General features: G+C 59.2%; 15 protein-coding genes. 3 read left to right on the top strand and 12 right to left on the bottom strand.

The genetic code is table 11. The annotated features are described in order from the left end of the window. Window positions 1-116: 116 nt before the first annotated feature. From ftsZ to murB, 6 genes are all read right to left on the bottom strand, one after another. Complete coding sequence (gene ftsZ, locus BDE40_RS02440) at window positions 117-1,703, bottom strand: cell division protein FtsZ (protein WP_134012515.1); 1,587 nt, start codon at window positions 1,701-1,703, stop codon at window positions 117-119. A 385-nt stretch (window positions 1,704-2,088) separates the two neighbouring features. Continuing rightward, window positions 2,089-2,388 (bottom strand): hypothetical protein, encoded by a 300-nt coding sequence (locus BDE40_RS02435; RefSeq protein WP_134012513.1) that lies wholly within the window; start codon window positions 2,386-2,388, stop codon window positions 2,089-2,091. 9 nt (window positions 2,389-2,397) lie between these two features. After that, window positions 2,398-3,732 carry a cell division protein FtsA gene (ftsA, locus tag BDE40_RS02430; RefSeq protein WP_134012512.1) on the bottom strand — a complete coding sequence of 445 codons (1,335 nt, stop codon included), beginning with the start codon at window positions 3,730-3,732 and terminating at the stop codon, window positions 2,398-2,400. Window positions 3,733-3,752: 20 nt separating this feature from the next. After that, window positions 3,753-4,640, bottom strand: a complete 888-nt coding sequence (locus tag BDE40_RS02425; RefSeq protein WP_134012510.1) for a cell division protein FtsQ/DivIB — start codon at window positions 4,638-4,640, stop codon at window positions 3,753-3,755. Next, window positions 4,628-5,542 carry a D-alanine--D-alanine ligase gene (locus tag BDE40_RS02420; protein ID WP_211342391.1) on the bottom strand — a complete coding sequence of 305 codons (915 nt, stop codon included), beginning with the start codon at window positions 5,540-5,542 and terminating at the stop codon, window positions 4,628-4,630. Before BDE40_RS02420 ends, BDE40_RS02425 begins: the two co-directional genes overlap by 13 nt. 83 nt (window positions 5,543-5,625) lie before the next feature. Further along, window positions 5,626-6,543 carry a UDP-N-acetylmuramate dehydrogenase gene (gene murB / locus BDE40_RS02415; RefSeq protein WP_134012508.1) on the bottom strand — a complete coding sequence of 306 codons (918 nt, stop codon included), beginning with the start codon at window positions 6,541-6,543 and terminating at the stop codon, window positions 5,626-5,628. Window positions 6,544-6,893: 350 nt separating this feature from the next. Between murB and BDE40_RS02410 the strand changes: the two genes are divergently transcribed. Beyond that, window positions 6,894-7,574, top strand: coding sequence for an NADH-ubiquinone oxidoreductase chain 4L (locus BDE40_RS02410; RefSeq protein WP_134012505.1), 681 nt, complete (start codon window positions 6,894-6,896; stop codon window positions 7,572-7,574). Window positions 7,575-7,715: 141 nt separating this feature from the next. Here BDE40_RS02410 and BDE40_RS02405 read toward each other — a convergent pair whose 3' ends face one another. The 4 genes from BDE40_RS02405 to BDE40_RS02390 all read right to left on the bottom strand — a co-directional run bounded on the left by BDE40_RS02405 (window position 7,716) and on the right by BDE40_RS02390 (window position 11,731). After that, window positions 7,716-7,976, bottom strand: a complete 261-nt coding sequence (locus BDE40_RS02405) for a DUF2484 family protein (RefSeq protein ID WP_134012503.1) — start codon at window positions 7,974-7,976, stop codon at window positions 7,716-7,718. Window positions 7,977-8,055: 79 nt separating this feature from the next. Continuing rightward, complete coding sequence (gene murC, locus BDE40_RS02400) at window positions 8,056-9,468, bottom strand: UDP-N-acetylmuramate--L-alanine ligase (RefSeq protein WP_134012501.1); 1,413 nt, start codon at window positions 9,466-9,468, stop codon at window positions 8,056-8,058. After that, complete coding sequence (locus BDE40_RS02395; RefSeq protein WP_134012499.1) at window positions 9,465-10,562, bottom strand: UDP-N-acetylglucosamine--N-acetylmuramyl-(pentapeptide) pyrophosphoryl-undecaprenol N-acetylglucosamine transferase; 1,098 nt, start codon at window positions 10,560-10,562, stop codon at window positions 9,465-9,467. The genes murC and BDE40_RS02395 overlap by 4 nt, the downstream gene beginning before the upstream one ends. Then, entirely contained in the window at window positions 10,562-11,731 is a 1,170-nt protein-coding gene (locus BDE40_RS02390; protein WP_134012497.1) for an FtsW/RodA/SpoVE family cell cycle protein, read from the bottom strand. Before BDE40_RS02390 ends, BDE40_RS02395 begins: the two co-directional genes overlap by 1 nt. Before the next feature lie 132 nt (window positions 11,732-11,863). Here BDE40_RS02390 and BDE40_RS02385 point away from each other — a divergent pair, with 132 nt between their 5' ends. Next, complete coding sequence (locus tag BDE40_RS02385) at window positions 11,864-12,451, top strand: DUF6151 family protein (protein ID WP_134012495.1); 588 nt, start codon at window positions 11,864-11,866, stop codon at window positions 12,449-12,451. A gap of 98 nt (window positions 12,452-12,549) precedes the next feature. On the opposite strand, the gene BDE40_RS02380 is transcribed toward BDE40_RS02385, so the two are convergent. Continuing rightward, complete coding sequence (locus BDE40_RS02380; RefSeq protein WP_134012493.1) at window positions 12,550-14,925, bottom strand: 1-deoxy-D-xylulose-5-phosphate synthase N-terminal domain-containing protein; 2,376 nt, start codon at window positions 14,923-14,925, stop codon at window positions 12,550-12,552. Window positions 14,926-14,937: 12 nt separating this feature from the next. Then, window positions 14,938-16,143: a methionine gamma-lyase gene (locus BDE40_RS02375; protein ID WP_134012491.1), complete on the bottom strand. Its 1,206-nt coding sequence runs from the start codon at window positions 16,141-16,143 to the stop codon at window positions 14,938-14,940. Window positions 16,144-16,258: 115 nt separating this feature from the next. Here BDE40_RS02375 and BDE40_RS02370 point away from each other — a divergent pair, with 115 nt between their 5' ends. Next, window positions 16,259-16,717 (top strand): Lrp/AsnC family transcriptional regulator, encoded by a 459-nt coding sequence (locus BDE40_RS02370; protein ID WP_134012489.1) that lies wholly within the window; start codon window positions 16,259-16,261, stop codon window positions 16,715-16,717. The last annotated feature ends 115 nt before the right edge of the window (window positions 16,718-16,832 follow it).

Here is a 16,832-nt window from a genome sequence, read left to right as displayed (position 1 = left end):
TTGCAACATAACTGTCATATTTCGCTGCAACGCGGCAAGTGTGTTGAAATATAAAGGTAAAAACAATGAAGGCCGGGCAGAGCCCGGCCTTTTGACGTTGCGTTACAACGTTTGTTTTAGTTGGCCTGACGGCGCAGGAAGGCAGGAATTTCGATCTTTTCCTGCTCTGGATCGGCCTTGGCTTGCTGCGGCTGAGACGCCGGAGCTTGCGACAATTGTGGCTGCTGACGCTGTGGCGCGGAGCCGTGGTGTCCTTCGCCTTCCGCAGCACCCGTCATGCGACCGATCAGCGAATTGATCCCGAAGCGTGGCTTCTCCGCATGCGTTTCTGCAACTTCGGGCTGGTGCTGTTGGTTCTGCTGATGGTCGTGACCGGGGTTGCGACCGACGGCGGCGCGCAAACGCTGCATTGCTTCCGGTGTTGGTGTGCCCGGCTGTTGGCGCGATTGGAACACCGGTTGTGCTGGCTCTGCTTCGGCAACGGGCTGGAAGGCTGGCTGCGGTGCAGGTGTATAGACCGGCTGAGGCAGACCATCTTCGGTTTCCGTGTCGTCCTGCTCGATCTCTTCGAACAAGGAAGGCTCTGGCGCTTCGGTGGCGGTCTGCTGATAGGATGGTGCGGCAGGGGCCGCTGCAACTTCAGTTTCCGGCATTGGCTGCGGGGCAGGTTCGGCGCGATCCAAAGTCAGCGGTGCCGCCAAAGAGCGGCGCGCAACTGGGTGGGACAGCAATTCTTCGGAGGCTTCGATACCTGTCGCCACGACGGAGACGCGCATTTTGCCGTCCATAGTGGTGTCCAGCGTGGAGCCGACGATGATGTTCGCCTCTGGGTCCACTTCCTCGCGGATACGGTTCGCGGCTTCGTCCAGTTCGAACAAAGTCAGGTCGTGACCGCCGGTGATGTTGATCAGCACACCTTTGGCACCGCGGAGCGATATTTCGTCCAGCAGCGGGTTGGCGATGGCTTTCTCGGCGGCTTGAACGGCGCGATCTTCGCCCTCTGCCTCGCCGGTGCCCATCATGGCTTTGCCCATCTCGTCCATCACGGCGCGCACGTCGGCGAAGTCGAGGTTGATCAGGCCAGGACGCACCATCAGATCGGTGACGCCTTTGACACCTTGGTACAGCACGTCATCGGCCATGGAGAACGCCTCGGTGAAGGTCGTTTTCTCGTTGGCGAGACGGAACAGGTTCTGGTTTGGAATGATGATAAGCGTGTCGACAACTTTCTGAAGGGCTTCAACGCCTTCTTCAGCTTGCTTCATGCGCTTGCCGCCCTCGAACTGGAACGGCTTGGTGACGACGCCAACGGTCAGAACGCCAAGCTCGCGGGCTGCTTGTGCGATGATCGGCGCAGCGCCCGTCCCCGTGCCACCGCCCATACCGGCGGTGATGAAGCACATGTGAGCGCCTGCAAGGTGGTCGACGATTTCTTCGATGGTCTCTTCGGCGGCGGCGGCACCGACCGAGGGGCGCGCGCCTGCGCCCAGACCTTCAGTAACTTTCACACCCATCTGGATCTTCGCGGGGGCCTTGCCTTGTTGCAGGGCTTGCGCGTCGGTGTTGGCGACCACGAACTCGACACCATCAAGCTCTTTCTCGATCATGTTATTCACGGCGTTACCGCCTGCCCCGCCGACACCGAATACGGTGATGCGTGGTTTGAGATCTGCTTGTTCTGGCATCCGAAGATTAAGTGTCATGTGCTGGTCCGCCCGCTTAGAATAAAGGTGTATGTACTTTTCACGAATGAGCCATTGCGGCCCTTATGGTTATGCCCCGTTTCGGCAAATCCTATCGACACTCTCACCATAGGTCACGTGAAAAAGGCAATTTTGCCACAAAATATGGCAATTTCCGGTCCATTTTCGGCAGCATTTCGCTTAGTTGGCTATATCTCGCGGAAACCGAGACCGCAGACACAAGACAAAGCAAGAACACTCCATGCGCAAGCTATTTGCATGGAATCAGTCTCGGGTTCTGGGGGCCAACTGCTCGGCCTATGGTCTGCCTCTATTGGGCACTGCATTCAGGCTATCAAATCGTGATGCGCCTGTCACCAGCAGAAGCGATCTGTCTTGTCGGAATTTACGGGCAACCAAAAGGCACGAAGGTGCTGGCCATCCCCTCGCTCATGGTCATGACGGTGAGCATATCGGCCAGTTCCAATTCTTTGACCGATTGCGGACAAAGGCGAATTTGCTCGGTGCAGCCACTTGCGATGAACCGTGCGTTCCCGTCGGTGAAGCTGTCGCTTATCCCGTCGGAGCCGAGCATCACCCGCGCATCTTCGAACGCTGCGCGGTAAAGCTCACACTTCTTATCGCCCCACGCGTCAGCTGATGCGGGTGTCCCTGACAATATAAGTGCGACGGCGAGCCGGAGCATCTCGACGGATTACCAGTTGTCCTTGAACCACTTCACCGCGCGCTTCAGCGAGCGGGCGGGATAGCCTTCCACCGGAATGTCGAAATCCCACCATTCGTCTTGCGGATGCGCTGCGAAGAGACATGTGCCAACGGCGGAGGCAAATCCCGGTCCAGTGACCGATTGGGGCAGCCCCTGAACCCGAAGCGGGCGACCAAGGCGAACCTGTTGGCCAAGGATGCGCGATGCCAAGCCGTCGAGGCCCGGAAGCTGGGACGCGCCGCCGGTCAGCACGATGCGCTGGCTTGGCAAATGCTCGAACCCTGCGGCGTCGAGACGGACGCGGACCTCTTCCAGAATTTCCTCCATGCGTGGACGCATGACGCCGATCACCTCGGCGCGGCTGACGGTGCGGCGGTCATGCTCCCAATCTCCGGTATCAGAGCTGAGGTCGATCATGTCGCGGTCATCCATACCAGTGGCCTGCACCCCGCCGTAGAACGTCTTAATCCGCTCGGCTGTCGGCATGGGAACCTGCAAACCTTGGGAGATGTCGGAGGTTACGTGATCGCCACCCATGCGCACGGTGTCAGCGTAGATCATGTGCTTCTTGATGAAGATCGAAATCCCCGTGGAGCCGCCGCCGAGATCGATACAGGCCGCGCCAAGTTCCTGCTCGTCCTCGACCAGCGAAGAAATACCGGCGGCGTAGCTGGAAGACGCGATGCCCGCCAGTTCCAGATCGCAGCGCTTTATACAATAGAGCAGATTTTCGATGGGGGCGCGATCGACCGACAGCATGTGCATGTCGACGGACAGCGCATTGCCCGCCTGCCCGCGTGGATCACCAAGGCCGGACCGGTGGTCGACGGCGAAGTTCACCGGTTGGGCGTGCAGGATTTCGCGGTTCTCGCCGTAATCGGGAATGTCGCAGGACGACAGAACGCGGGCGATACAATTGTCGCTGACGGCGCCGTCATGCAGATCAACGCTACCTGCCAGACCGTAAGAGCGGGGCTTGGCCCCTGCAAAACACGCGATGACGTGGTCGACCCGAACGCCTGCCATCTTTTGTGCTGCTTGCACGGCGGTGCGAATGGCGCGTTCGGTTTCGTGCATGGCATCGATTTCGCCAAACCGCACACCCCGCGACCGGGTGGTCGCCGCCCCGATGACGCGGAAAGAGGACTGCCCCGCCATGGAGCCGATGCCGTCGCTGTCGCGGAAACTGTCAGGGCCGTCAAAACGCAGAACCAGACAGGCGATCTTGGAGGAGCCCACATCCAGCACGGCGATCACGCCCCGCTGCATGGCAGCTTGACGCTTGTTTCTCATGGCGCGTTGAGATTGATAAAGATCGGTCATGGGACGTTTGTCTCTCGTTATCAGTTGTTGTTCACTTTGATGCCCTGCATTTCGCGCATGGAGGCAAGCGCGTCAGAGGTCATACGCAGTGTCGGACGGTCGGGGTTGCGGATGTCGATATGGGTCACGTCGCGCTTGAGCAGGTCTTGCGCCTCGTTCAACGCCAGCACGCGATCAAGGGCAAGCTCGGGCTGCTTGGGTGGCAGCATGATACGCTGCGCACGGTCGAGGACCAGATCCCAGCGACGCTCGGAAATGCGCACGACACCGATCACACGGTCGCGGATCGGGGCGGCGGTTTCGAGCAAGGCAAGCGCTTCGGCGACGGCTGTGTTCGCGCCCTCGCCCGCAATCAATGGCAGGTCAGGACGCGCGGCGCGGCTTTGCAACGCGGATACGCGGTGGCCACCGATGTCGAGCAGTTCCAACCCGTCCGACCCACGCCAGACGACAGCTGGCACGCGCTCTTCCACATTGATCTGCAACAGGCCCCCTGCCCGCACGCGCACATCTACGCGCTTGACGGCATCAAGGCTTTCGACCTGTTTGCGCATGGCTTCAAGATCAAGATCAAAACTGGACAGCGGCAGGTCCACCGGCATGACTTCGCGGATCGCGCTGTTGAGACCAGCCGACGCGCCGTCGATGGCCATCAGTTTGACCATGAACTCGGGACGCTCCTCAACGGAGCGACGGATTTCAGTGTATTTGTCGGTGATCGCCTGCTGACGCTTCGCATCAGAGAAATAGAGGCCAAGGGATGCCACAACCAAGAACGAAGGCATTCCGACGCGCACGATTTTGCGGAAGGACGGCGTCAGCCACAGGCGTTCCATGCGATAGGACCAGCGGCTTGGGGCCGGATCGCTGTTCGCGTGCTTTTTGGACAGCGGGTTCAACGATCGCATGAGGCGTCCTCCACCATCCATTTGCACAGCTCGGCCATGGACATTCCGGTTTTCAGCGCCTGTTCGGGCGTCAGCGATGTCGGCGTCATACCAGGCTGGGTGTTGGTTTCCAGCAGGATCAGACCGGCGACCCCTTTGCTTTCGTCCCAACGAAAGTCGGTGCGGCTCACGCCGCGGCAGCCCAGCACGTTGTGGGCGCGCAAGGCATAGTCCATGCAAAGTGCGGTGATTTCTTCGGGGATGTTGGCGGGAACCACATGGCGCGAGCCGCCTTCGGCGTATTTCGCTTCGTAGTCGTACCATCCATCCGTCAGGATATCGGTCACGATCAAGGCGCGGCCACCAACCACAGAGGTTGTCAATTCGCGACCGGGCGCGAAGGCCTCGACCATCACGGTGTCGGGCATATCGTCGGAGAGTTTCGGCGGGCTGTTGGCCCCCTCTTTGACCAGATAGACGCCAACGGAGGAACCTTCGTTATAAGGCTTCACCACGTAAGGCGCGGGCAACACATGCGCGGACATCACGTCGGCCTTGGAGGCCAGCACGCTATAGACAACGGGTAAGCCTGCCTCGCGGTAAATCTGCTTGGTGCGCTCTTTGTCCATGGCGGTGGCCGAGGCCAGCACGCCGGAATGGGTGTAGGGAATACGCATCCATTCGAGCAGGCCTTGGACGCAACCGTCTTCGCCCCAGCGACCGTGGAGCGCATTGAAAACCACATCGGGTTGGAGATCAGACAGGCGTGCAGCCAGATCCGGACCTGCGTCCAGCTCTGTCACCTCATAGCCCGCCTCGCGCAACGCGGTGGCGCAATCGCGCCCGGATGACAGCGAAACCTCCCGCTCTACGGAGGGGCCGCCCATCAGTACCACCACTTTGCGAATTGTCCTGCTCGACATATCCGCCTCAAATGCCCCTTTTTGGGGCTTATTTTGTGTATGGGGCCTTTGTGACCCCTATATTTGGTTAGTCCCTGCTCAGGTTAGCGTTTACCTACCCGAAGCACCTCCCATTGTAGCTCTATTCCACTGTGTTTGAGAACCCTTTTCCGCACCAGCTCGCCCAAATCTTCCAACTCTGCTGCTGTGGCGCCCCCTGTGTTGATCAGGAAGTTGGGATGCTTCTCGCTCATCTGAGCGCCGCCAAGGGTTTGGCCGCGCAGGCCCGCCTCGTCTATGACCTTCCATGCTTTGAGCTCGTGGGTGTCGTCGTCGCGACCTGTCGAGGAAAATCCGGCGGGGTTACGAAAGGTGCTGCCAGCGGTGCGGTCCTTGGTGGGTTGGGTCGCGTCGCGCTTGGCTAGCTGGTCGGTCATGCGTTGGTGCAATGTGTCGGAGTCGCCTTTCGGGGCCTCCAGCGTCACCTCGGTGATCACCATACCGTCGGGCAGGTCGGAGGAGCGGTAGGCGAAGTTGAGGTCGTCTGCTGTCAGGGTGATCGTTTCGCCGTTGCGGGTAATGGCGGTCGCTTCGACAAAAACATCAGCAATATAAGAGCCATAGCAGCCTGCGTTCATCCGGACCGCGCCGCCGATGGCGCCCGGAATGGTGCGCAGGAAGGTCAGATCAAGCCCCTGATCGGCGGCCTTGCGGGCAACGTGGGCGTCCAGCGCGGCCGGGCCGCAGATCACGCGCGTGCCGTCGAATGTGATGCCGTTGAAGCCGCGCCCGAGGCGGATCACCACGGCGTCAAGCCCGCCGTCGCGCACGATCAGGTTGGAGCCGACGCCCATGGGAAAGACGGGAATGGACGGGTCTAGGTCACGCAGGAAGGTGGCCAGATCGTCGTGGTCTGCGGGCTGGAATAGCGCCATGGCGGGGCCGCCGACGCGCAGCCATGTGAGGTCCGCGAGGGGGCGATCCGGCGTCAGCGTGCCGCGAGGGGTGGGGAAATTGGTCATGGATTCCGTGCTAGGGAAACGCCGGCAAATGGGCAAGAGGAAAGGCCAAAATGGCAGTCTGCAAAGCGTCGGCAAAGCGTCGGACTTATGTCGGGCATCGGGTCGACCGCAGATTTGTCCTTAAAGCACAGTTCGGGCGTGGCCTATGCGCGGTAGGGACAATGGGGAATTTAAACCGATGGATGGTAATGTGGGACTAAGTCGCCTGCCCCCTATCGCAAGCCAAGGGCCGTTTTTCAACTGCACCTTTTGCATGAAGACGCGACTCAATCACCGTCAGTCTGCGGCTTCATTCGCGCCAAGGTGACAGATGTGTCGGGCGTGTTATGCTGGCTGCGAAGGAGCTTGGCATGGAATTTGAAGCTGTAAGCGCGACCAGAATGATCGCCCTGATGTTGGTTGGCGGTGCTTTTGCGTTTGCAGGGCTATATATGATGCTGCGTCCGAGACCTGAGGGCGCGGCGAAAATTGAACTGTTTGGGTTAAAATTCGAAAGCTCGTCCGCAGGGTTGTTGGTGTTCTTGGTTGGGGCGGCGTTTTTGTCAGTCACGTTATTTGTTCCAGAACGTCAAACGGTATCGACCCAAGTTGACATTGTGCCAGTCGCAGGCGACTCAAAGGACGCGCCTGAGCCAGTTGCGCCTGAGGAATCCAATCAGGTATCTGAAATAGCGGTCTTGGAAGAATCCGAGCCAAATGATGGCATTCGTGATGCTGATCCGCTGCAAATTGGTCAAGTTGTGGCTGGAAGATTCAAGAACCAAGCTCGCGACGTGGATTGGTACAGCGTATCTTTTGACAGTGGCAATATTGCGCAACATGAAATCAAACTCCGGCACGTAAACGGCAACAGTGTCGCCGTCACGGTATATGATTTGCGCGAGCAAGAGATTGGTCGAATTTCGACGAATTCTGGCGTAGCTTATCTTCCGTTGAAAGATCAAACGACCTCTAAGATTTTCTTGAAGGTCACCGGAGCAATCGGTGGTTGGAACACCGATACTTACGAAGTCTCAGTTGAACTCAAATAGCCGTTTCGTTGGAAAGAAAGCCACAACTTGAACAGCGTGCTGCTTCGGTAAAGACGGGTTCAAGCGGGCCATTTGAACGCAGAGATTTCCTAAACGGAGAGTTGAGCTACCCCAGACTCGCGCGGCGGTGTGAACCCCGCCCTACTCCGCAGGTTCGCCGATTGTTTTGCTGCGCATCCAGCGGCCGAGGTAGCGGACGGGCCAGCGTAGGAGCGAGACACCTGCGGCAAGGCAGATCAAGCCGATCAGGGGGCCATTCTCAAATGTGACCCAGCCGAGCAATGGCACGCCGATGGCGATCAGAGCGTAAGCCCTGCGCCACAGATTGTCGTTCGAGGGAAGCATTGCCGCCACGTTCGCCGCAATAACCCAGATGAAGGCTGCTACCAGTGAAATGTTCATGCCAACCCCGCCAAACCTTTAAGAAAACACGTCTCGACTGGCCCTATAGTGACGCCAGGGCATTCAAGTTGAAAGTCAGTCATTTCCCACCTTTTCCAGCCAATCGCGCGGGAAGGGCGTTGGCCCAAGCGCTGATCGTGCCTGCGCCCAAAAGCACCACCATGTCGCCTTCGCGGGCTTGTTCGCGGACGAGGCGCAACAGGTCGTCTTCATCAATCACGGCGCGGGCGTGGCGGTGGCCGTGGCGCAGGAGGCCTGCGACCAGATCGTCGCGGGAGGCGCCCTCGATGGGCTCCTCGCCTGCGGCGAAGATATCGGCGATGCCGACGACGTCGGCGTCGTTGAAGCAAGAACAGAAGTCATCGAACAGCGAGTGCAGCCGCGAGTAGCGGTGCGGCTGGTGGATGGCGATGACGCGACCTTCGGTGGCCTGGCGGGCGGCCTTAAGGACAGCGGCGATTTCCACGGGGTGGTGGCCGTAATCGTCGATGATGGTGACGCCGTCGACCTCACCCACCTTGGTGAAGCGGCGGTTTACGCCGCCGAAACTGGCCAGCGCCTCTTTGATTTCGTCGGCCTTCATGCCCAGGTGGCGGGCGACGGCCACGGCGGAGAGCGCGTTGGAGACGTTGTGATCGCCGGGCATGGGCAAGCTGCAGTCTTTGATCACGATACCGTCGTTTTGCAGCGCGATGTCGAAATGCGCGACGCCTGCCTTGTAGGTCAGGTTGACCGCGCGGACGTCAGCTTGGGCGTTGAAGCCGAAGGTGACGACGCGGCGGTCGGTAATTTTGCCGACCAGCGTTTGCACCTCGGGGTGGTCGGTGCAGCAGACGGCGAGGCCGTAGAACGGGATGTTGGAGACGAAGTCGAGAAAGCCTTGGCGGAGTTTGTCGAAGTCGCCCCAATGCTCCATATGCTCGGGGTCGATATTGGTGACGATGCCGATGGTGGCGGGGAGGCGGTTGAAGGTGCCGTCGCTCTCGTCGGCCTCGACCACCATCCACTCGCCCTGCCCTACACGGGCGTTGGAGCCGTAGGCGTGGATGATGCCGCCGTTGATGACGGTGGGGTCGATGCCGCCTGCGTCCAGCAGGGCCGCAACCATGGTGGTCGTCGTGGTCTTTCCGTGGGTGCCTGCGACGGCGATGTTGGATTTCAGGCGCATCAGCTCGGCCAGCATTTCGGCGCGGCGGACGACGGGCAGGCCTTTGAGGCGGGCTTCGTCCAGCTCGGCATTGCCGGGTTTAATGGCGGAGGAAATGACGACGACGTCGGCGTTCTCAAGGTTTTCGGCGCTTTGGCCTTCGAAGATCGTGGCGCCCAGCTTTGCCAGCCGGTCGGTGATCTTGGAGGTCTTCATGTCGGAGCCTTGGACCGTATAGCCCAAGTTCAGAAGCACCTCGGCGATACCGGACATTCCGATGCCGCCGATGCCGACGAAGTGAATGGCCCCAAGCTCGAGGGGGAGTTTTGTAGCTGCTGCGTTCATGGGCTCTTCTTTGCGAGAGTTTCTACGATGTCTACCAGCCGTTCCGTTGCGTCAGGGCGGGAGACGGACAATGCCGCGAGCACCATTTGCAGCGCCCCTTCGGGATAGGTGAGGACGGTTTCGATGCTGGCGGCCAAGGTGTCGGCTGTCAGCTTGCTTTCGGGGATCATGATCGCCGCGCCTGCGTCGACCAGCCCGCGCGCATTTGCGGTTTGGTGGTCGGCGGTTGCTGCGGCAAAGGGGATCAGGATGGACGGACGGCCGATGACGGAGATATCGGCGACAGAGGATGCACCTGCGCGGGAGATCACCAACTGCGCCTCGGCGAAGCGGGCGGGGACGTCTTGGAAAAAGGGTTGCACATCAGCGTCGATACCGGCTTCGGCGTAGGTTTGCTGTGCGGTTGCGGCGTCCTCGTCGCGGGCTTGGTGGGAGATGCGCAGGTTGGCCTTGAGCCCGTCGGGAAGCTGCGCGATGGCAGTCGGCACCACATCCGACAGGATGCGCGCGCCTTGGGAGCCGCCGACGACGACGATGCTCATCGGGTAGTCACCGGGGGAAATATAGGGGGCCTCGGCCCGGTCCAGCACCGCCCCGCGCACGGGGTTGCCGGTGAAGATGCCGTCGACACCTTCGGGCAGTGCGGTCGGCCAAGTGCCACAGGCCACCGCGTCGACGCGGGTGGCAAACACCTGATTGACGCGGCCCAACACGCCGTTTTGTTCGTGGATCGCACGCGGCAACCGCATGAGATAGGCGGCTGAAATGGCAGGAAAGCTGGGATAGCCGCCGAAGCCTATGACGACCGTGGGGCGGTCGCGGCGGAACCCCATCATCGCAGAGAGAACACCAGAGGCCAGCTTGAACGGGGCGGTGAGTTTTCCGGCGAGGCCGCCACGTGCGAAGGTGGCAGATTTGACCTGCTCGATCTGGACAGAGTGAGGAAAGCCGCCCGTGTAGCGCGCACCGCGCGCATCGGTGGACAGCTTCACGCGCCAACCTCTTGCCAGCATCGCCTCGGCCAAGGCCTGAGCCGGGAACATATGCCCGCCCGTGCCGCCCGCAGCGATGACCAGAAGTGGCGCGCCAGACATTATTGCCCCCTGCGGCGCAGAAGGATGTCGCGCATCTCGTCTTGCGGGCGCTGGCGCGTGAAGGCCAGAAGCATTCCAAGGGCGATGCCCCCCGCAATCAGCGACGAGCCACCGTTGGAAACGAACGGCAGCGTCATGCCCTTGGCAGGCAGCAAACGCACGGCGACGCCCATGTTGATCACCGCCTGCATGGCGAACATGGCGACGAGGCCGGTGCCAGCGAGGCGGATGAACGGATCACGCTCTTTCATCAAACGGTGCAAGCAGCGCACGGAGAAGATCGCATAGAGCGCGATGATCGCCAGCACCATGACGAGGCCGTATTCCTCGGCGGCGACGGCGATGATGAAGTCGGTATGCGCATCCGGCAGAGACCATTTCACCGAGCCCTCGCCCACGCCCACACCGAAATAGCCGCCTTCGCGGATGGCGTTGGTGGCGTAGCCAAGCTGGGTGGTGGGGTCGACTTCGGCGCTGAGGAAGCCGTCAATGCGGCGGGCGAAGTGTTCCGACATGGAATAGGCGGTTACGCCCGCGAATGTCACAAGACCGGCCATGCCGATCAGCAGGATCATGGGCGCACCGGCCACGAAATAGACGACGCCCCAGCCGAACAGCACCAGACAGGCCTGCCCGAAATCGGGCTGCATGGCGAGGAACCCCACGACCACCAGCGTCAGGATGAAGGAATAGAGCTTGCCGGGCGGGCCGTTGATTTCCTGACTGCCGGCGATCAGCCATGCGGAGGTGACGATGAATACCGGTTTGAGGAACTCTGACGGCTGGAAAGAGCCGAAGCCCATCGAATACCAGCGCGTGGCGCCTTTGCCAAAATCGGTGCCGAAGACCGGCAACAGCATCAGCGCGACCAATGTGACCATGAAGAACAGCGTGGCGAGGCGGCGGACCATATGGGTCGACATCATCGACACCGCGATCATCACACACATGGCCACGCAGCCGAAGAAGGCCTGACGGGATACGTAGTGGAACGGGTCGAGCCCGTTCTTTTCGGCCAAAGGCGGCGACGCCGCGAGACCCAACAAAAGTCCGATACCAAACAGCGCGAAAACGCAGGTCATCGACCAGCGATCCAAAGTCCGCCACCATTTGGGTAAAATTGGCTCGCCTGGATGCACCAGAGCGGTGCCATACACCATCTCAGTCATGAGAATTACCGCCTTAACTACCTCGATCGCCCGATTGTTCGGGTCTATACGCGGACTCTAACGGGAAATTGCCGTGCAATCCAGTCTCTAGTTGGTGCTATGTTCGGCGTAAATCGGCTTGGAGGGCGGGAAATGAGCAATGATGTGATGGTGAGCTGCCAATGCGGCGCGTTTCAGGCGCGATTGCGCGGGGCAGATGCGACGAATGGCAACCACGGGTTGTGCTATTGTACCGACTGTCAGGCCTTCGCGCGCCATCTTGGTCAGTTTGGCGTGGCTACCGATGCGAAGGGCGGGACGGAGATTTACCAGACCCAGCCCGCACGGGTGGAATTTCTGGCGGGCAAGGACCAACTGGCGCTGCTGCAACTTGCGCCGAAGGGGCTATATCGCTGGTACGCCAAGTGCTGCAACACGCCCATTTGCAACATGGTGGGCAATCCGAAATTCAGCTTTGCGGGGTTTCTGGTGGCCAATGTTGTCGAGCCGGAGGCGCTTGGGCCAATCCGGTTCCGCTACAAGTCCGAGCATGCGTTGGAGCCTGTGTCTGAGCCGTCCGGCAGCATGATCGGCTTCATCGCCCGCACCGTCCGCGCGATTGCAGCGGAGCGGCTTTCAGGGCGCTGGAAGAAGACGCCGTTCTTTGGCGAGGACGGACGGGCGATCGTGAAGCCGTATGTGTTGAGCGAGGCGGAGCGGGAGAAGGCTTACGTGATTTGACGTGCTCGTTTGAATATATCCGTTCGTAGAGAAGGTCGGCTTTGAGCCCAAAGTACCGGTTACTGCATCACACATGAACGACCGCTTTCGGCAGATGGCTATCCAACGACCTTGATAGGTGAGATATGCCGGCCATGAGTCAGCTCGCTTGCGGAATTGACCAACGCGTCGGCGTCGATCCGAAAGTGCCGATATAGGTCAGCGATCGAGCCCGTTTGCCCGAAATGCTCGACCCCGTGCGAGATCGTTTGATGCCCCCACACGCCGCCAAGCCATGACAGCGTCGCGGGATGGCCGTCGATGACAGTGATCAGGACGCAGTTGCGTGGTAAGCCTTGCAGCACAGTTTCAATGTGCGAGGTGGCGGCCTTGTTGCCGTTTGCCCGCGCCCTTTGTGCCGCCGTCCAACCTGCGTTCAAGCGGTCAGCCGATGTCACAGCAAGGACGCCGACATCGCGGCGGCCTTCCCCGATCAGGCCCGCTGCTTTGATGGCTTCGGGGGCGACAGCGCCTTGGTATGCAATGACAACTTCGCAGTTGGGACCGGGTTCGCGCAGCCAGTATGCGCCGTCGATTGCGCCTTGTCGAAACGCGTCATCGACGCGCTTGCCAGGCTGTTCGATCGGGTTGGTGGTCAGGCGCAGATAAACTGACCCGCCTGTTTCATCGCGCAGCCATGTCCGCTCGTCGGGGTCACTTTCGCCGTCCTTTTGGAGATAGTTGAACGACCATTCCATGATCACGGCTAATTCGTCCGCAAAGGCAGGTTCGAACGCGGCGAGGCCGTCTTGGGACATGCCGATCAACGGGGATGCGATGGATTGGTGCGCGCCGCCTTCATAAGACAACGTGACGCCCGATGGCGTGCCGACAATCATAAATCGTGCGTCTTGGTAGCAGGCGTAATTCAGGGCGTCCAAACCGCGAGACACGAAGGGATCATAAACGGTGCCGATCGGAATAAGGCGTTTGCCGAACATCGAATGCGACAGGCCAGCCGCCGCCAAAAGCAGGAACAGGTTCATCTCTGCGATGCCCAGTTCGATGTGTTGGCCCTCTGGCGTGAACTCCCATTTCGCGGTCGACGGGATGTTTTCTGTTTTGAACGTGTCCTCCTGATGGTCACGTGCAAACAATTTGCGACGGTTCACCCATGGGCCAAGGTTGGTTGTGCCGGTCACGTCAGGCGATGTTGTTACGATGCGTTCGGCGAGCGTGCTGTCGCCTTTGGACAGGGCGTCGAGGATCTTGCCAAACGCCATTTGCGTCGAGATTTCGCGATCTGACGTCAGTTCGATCGTTGGGACGTCAATGACATCGTCTTTAAAGCGACGCGGGCCTTTGGCAAAGAAGGGTGTCTTTTCCAGCTTGGCTTGAAACGCGGCAGGGTCGGCAATTGTTGCGAATTTGTCCCACTCCTGGCCCTGCGCCACGCCCATGTGATCCTGCCATTCAGCCATCTGGGTCTTGTTCATCAGGCCGCCGTGGTTGTCCTTGTGGCCTGCAATCGGCGTGCCCCAACCTTTGATGGTATAAGCCAGAAAACAAACGGGGCGGTCGTGATCGATAGACGCGAATGTGTCGGCCATCGTTTGCACACAGTTGCCGCCTAGATTTTCCATCAATTCGGCAAGCTCTGCATCGCTGCGCCGTTCAATCAATGCCGTGACATCGCCCTGATCACCAAGCGCATCCATCAGGCGCGCGCGCCAAACGGCACCGCCCATGAACGTCAGCGCGGAGTACAATTGGTTCGGGCAGTCATCAATCCATTGGCGCAGTTTGTCGCCGCCGGTTTCCTCGAAGGCCGCACGTTGCAAATGGCCGTATTTGACACGGACAACATCCCAACCGAAGGCGTCAAAAATTTGCTCGACCCGCTTGAACAGGCCTTCGCGCACAACGCCATCAAGTGATTGACGGTTGTAGTCGATGATCCACCAGCAGTTGCGCAGGTCGTTCTTCCAGCCCTCTTGCAGGGCTTCGTAGATGTTGCCTTCGTCCAGTTCTGCGTCGCCCACCAGCGCAATCATGCGACCCAAGTCCCGATCAGAGCCCCAAGATTTGGCTTGGATGTAGTCCTGCACAATTGACGCAAACGAGGTGACTGCAACGCCCAGACCAACCGAGCCCGTCGAAAAATCGACGTCGTCGATATCTTTGGTGCGCGATGGGTAACTCTGCACGCCGCCATAGCCGCGAAAGTTCTCCATTTTTTCGCGCGTCTGATTGCCCATGAGATACTGGATCGCGTGGAAAATCGGGGACGCATGCGGCTTGACCGCGACCCTGTCTTCTGGCCGCAAGGTTTGGAAATAGAGTGCCGTCATGATCGACACCATCGACGCAGATGATGCCTGATGCCCTCCGACCTTGATACCGTCCGCCTTGGGGCGAATGTGATTGGCATTGTGGATCATCCAGTGGGACAGCCACAAAAGACGTTGTTCAATGGTCTTGAGATGCGTGGACATATCGACGTTTCCTTAGGCTGCGGTCTTGATCGAAGACTTGGGCAAAGCTTGCGCAAGATCGGCAAGCAAGTCATCCACGCCTTCAAGGCCAACCGACAGACGCACAAGGCCTACGCTGATGCCATGTTCGGCCAGTTCTTCAGTCGTATAGGTTGAATGTGTCATGCTTGCAGGATGTTGGACCAAAGTCTCGGCGTCGCCGAGCGAAACCGCGCGCGAGATCAGGTTCAGCCTGTTCATCATGTCAATGCCAGCCTGTTTGCCGCCCGTCAGTTCAAAGGCAATCATACCGCCAAACTGGGACATCTGCTGTTGGGCCAGATCGTGTTGCTCAAAGCTCTCCAGTCCCGGGTACCATACCTTTTGAACGGCGGCGGAGGCTTCAAGCATCTGCGCGACCGTTGCTGCACTGCTGCAGTGACGGTCCATGCGTAGCTCAAGCGTTTTGAGGCCGCGCAAGATCAACATCGCATTGAACGGCGCAATCACCGCACCGGTCATATCCTTCATCCCTTGAAGTCGGATGTCCTCGACCATTTCCGCAGACCCCACCAGAAGGCCCGCCACGACATCGCCGTGGCCGCCAAGATATTTCGTTGCAGAATGTAGAACGACGTCGGCGCCAAGTTTGATCGGTTGGGTCAGATATGGCGTGGCGTATGTGTTATCGACAACCACATGTGCGCCGCCAGCATGGGCAATGTCAGCAACAGCGGCGATATCGACCAAGCGCATGTTTGGGTTGGCGGGCGTTTCAAAATAAACGACTTTTGTTTTGTCGGAAATCGCCGCCTTAAGGTTCTCTGCCTGCGTCAAGTCAACATGAGTGACCGTGACCCCAAACTTGGCCAAACCGTGGTGCATGAATGAAAACGTGCAGCCATATAGCGTCTTGTCCAAGATTATTTCGTCCCCCGGCGCGAGCAGCGTCCACAAGGTCGCCGTAATCGCCCCCATGCCCGAGGCCAATGCAAGCCCAGCCTCGGCCCCTTCAAGCACTGCGATACGACGCTCAAGCAAATCGCTCGTCGGGTTCGAGATGCGCGAATAGATGTGCCCGGCTTGCTCCCCTGCGAACATATTTCCACCAGCTTCTGCCGTTTCAAAAACAAAGGTCGATGTCAGATGCAACGGCGGCGTCAAAGCCCCTTCGTTGTTCATAGGGTTATATCCATGATGGATTGCCATCGTTGAAAAGCTGTTTGGGTGATTGCGCATGTCGAGTCTCCGCGAGTGTTTCCAGAGTAAATTAGGACAGATCCACGGCTTGCGGATTGCTATTGATGCCTCATATTGGTAAAAAATTAGCAGATTATGCCAGTGAGGCTCAAAAATGGACGCCAAAGATCGCCAAATCATCCGGGCACTGCAACGCAACAGCCGGATGACGAATCAAGATCTCGCCGCAGAGGTAAACCTGTCGCCGTCACCCTGCCTGCGTCGTGTGAAGCTGCTTGAGCAAAGCGGCGCACTCATGGGGTACACGGCTGACATCGATGCCGAAGCCTATGGTTTGCCCGTGACCGTCTTCGTGCGGGTCAGCCTGACAGGACATACCGAGAAAGTCGTTCAGCAGTTTGAGAAACAAGTCAGCCGCTTGGATCAGGTGCTTGAATGTTTTGTGATGACCGGCACGTCCGATTACCTATTGCGGGTGGTCGTCGCGGACCTCGCCGGTTACGAGAAATTCGTGCGTAAGTGCTTGCACCCTATTGGCAGTATCGGATCAATCGACAGCAGCTTTGTTTACGGGGTGGTCAAGAAAACTGGCGTATTTCCAATTGTTGATTGACGCGAAGCTTAGCTTTTCGTGAAACGGGAAAAATTGAAAGCCGACCTTGGCAAGTCCGAAGGCAATGACTTCTTTGTCCTACACAGCAGACCTTAGCTAGCATTTATTCTGCGCT

Origin of the sequence: Litoreibacter halocynthiae (assembly GCF_004365635.1) — a bacterium.
Classification (GTDB): Bacteria; Pseudomonadota; Alphaproteobacteria; order Rhodobacterales; family Rhodobacteraceae; genus Litoreibacter; species Litoreibacter halocynthiae.
This window is presented reverse-complemented; position numbering and strand designations above follow the sequence as displayed.

What these genes read in the sequence shown, in the direction of transcription:
- ftsZ (WP_134012515.1), bottom strand. Translation starts at nt 1,703, where the DNA reads ATGACACTTAATCTTCGGATGCCAGAACAAGCAGATCTCAAACCACGC.
- BDE40_RS02435 (WP_134012513.1), bottom strand. Translation starts at nt 2,388, where the DNA reads ATGCTCCGGCTCGCCGTCGCACTTATATTGTCAGGGACACCCGCATCA.
- ftsA (WP_134012512.1), bottom strand. Translation starts at nt 3,732, where the DNA reads ATGACCGATCTTTATCAATCTCAACGCGCCATGAGAAACAAGCGTCAA.
- BDE40_RS02425 (WP_134012510.1), bottom strand. Translation starts at nt 4,640, where the DNA reads ATGCGATCGTTGAACCCGCTGTCCAAAAAGCACGCGAACAGCGATCCG.
- BDE40_RS02420 (WP_211342391.1), bottom strand. Translation starts at nt 5,542, where the DNA reads ATGTCGAGCAGGACAATTCGCAAAGTGGTGGTACTGATGGGCGGCCCC.
- murB (WP_134012508.1), bottom strand. Translation starts at nt 6,543, where the DNA reads ATGACCAATTTCCCCACCCCTCGCGGCACGCTGACGCCGGATCGCCCC.
- BDE40_RS02410 (WP_134012505.1), top strand. Translation starts at nt 6,894, where the DNA reads ATGGAATTTGAAGCTGTAAGCGCGACCAGAATGATCGCCCTGATGTTG.
- BDE40_RS02405 (WP_134012503.1), bottom strand. Translation starts at nt 7,976, where the DNA reads ATGAACATTTCACTGGTAGCAGCCTTCATCTGGGTTATTGCGGCGAAC.
- murC (WP_134012501.1), bottom strand. Translation starts at nt 9,468, where the DNA reads ATGAACGCAGCAGCTACAAAACTCCCCCTCGAGCTTGGGGCCATTCAC.
- BDE40_RS02395 (WP_134012499.1), bottom strand. Translation starts at nt 10,562, where the DNA reads ATGTCTGGCGCGCCACTTCTGGTCATCGCTGCGGGCGGCACGGGCGGG.
- BDE40_RS02390 (WP_134012497.1), bottom strand. Translation starts at nt 11,731, where the DNA reads ATGACTGAGATGGTGTATGGCACCGCTCTGGTGCATCCAGGCGAGCCA.
- BDE40_RS02385 (WP_134012495.1), top strand. Translation starts at nt 11,864, where the DNA reads ATGAGCAATGATGTGATGGTGAGCTGCCAATGCGGCGCGTTTCAGGCG.
- BDE40_RS02380 (WP_134012493.1), bottom strand. Translation starts at nt 14,925, where the DNA reads ATGTCCACGCATCTCAAGACCATTGAACAACGTCTTTTGTGGCTGTCC.
- BDE40_RS02375 (WP_134012491.1), bottom strand. Translation starts at nt 16,143, where the DNA reads ATGCGCAATCACCCAAACAGCTTTTCAACGATGGCAATCCATCATGGA.
- BDE40_RS02370 (WP_134012489.1), top strand. Translation starts at nt 16,259, where the DNA reads ATGGACGCCAAAGATCGCCAAATCATCCGGGCACTGCAACGCAACAGC.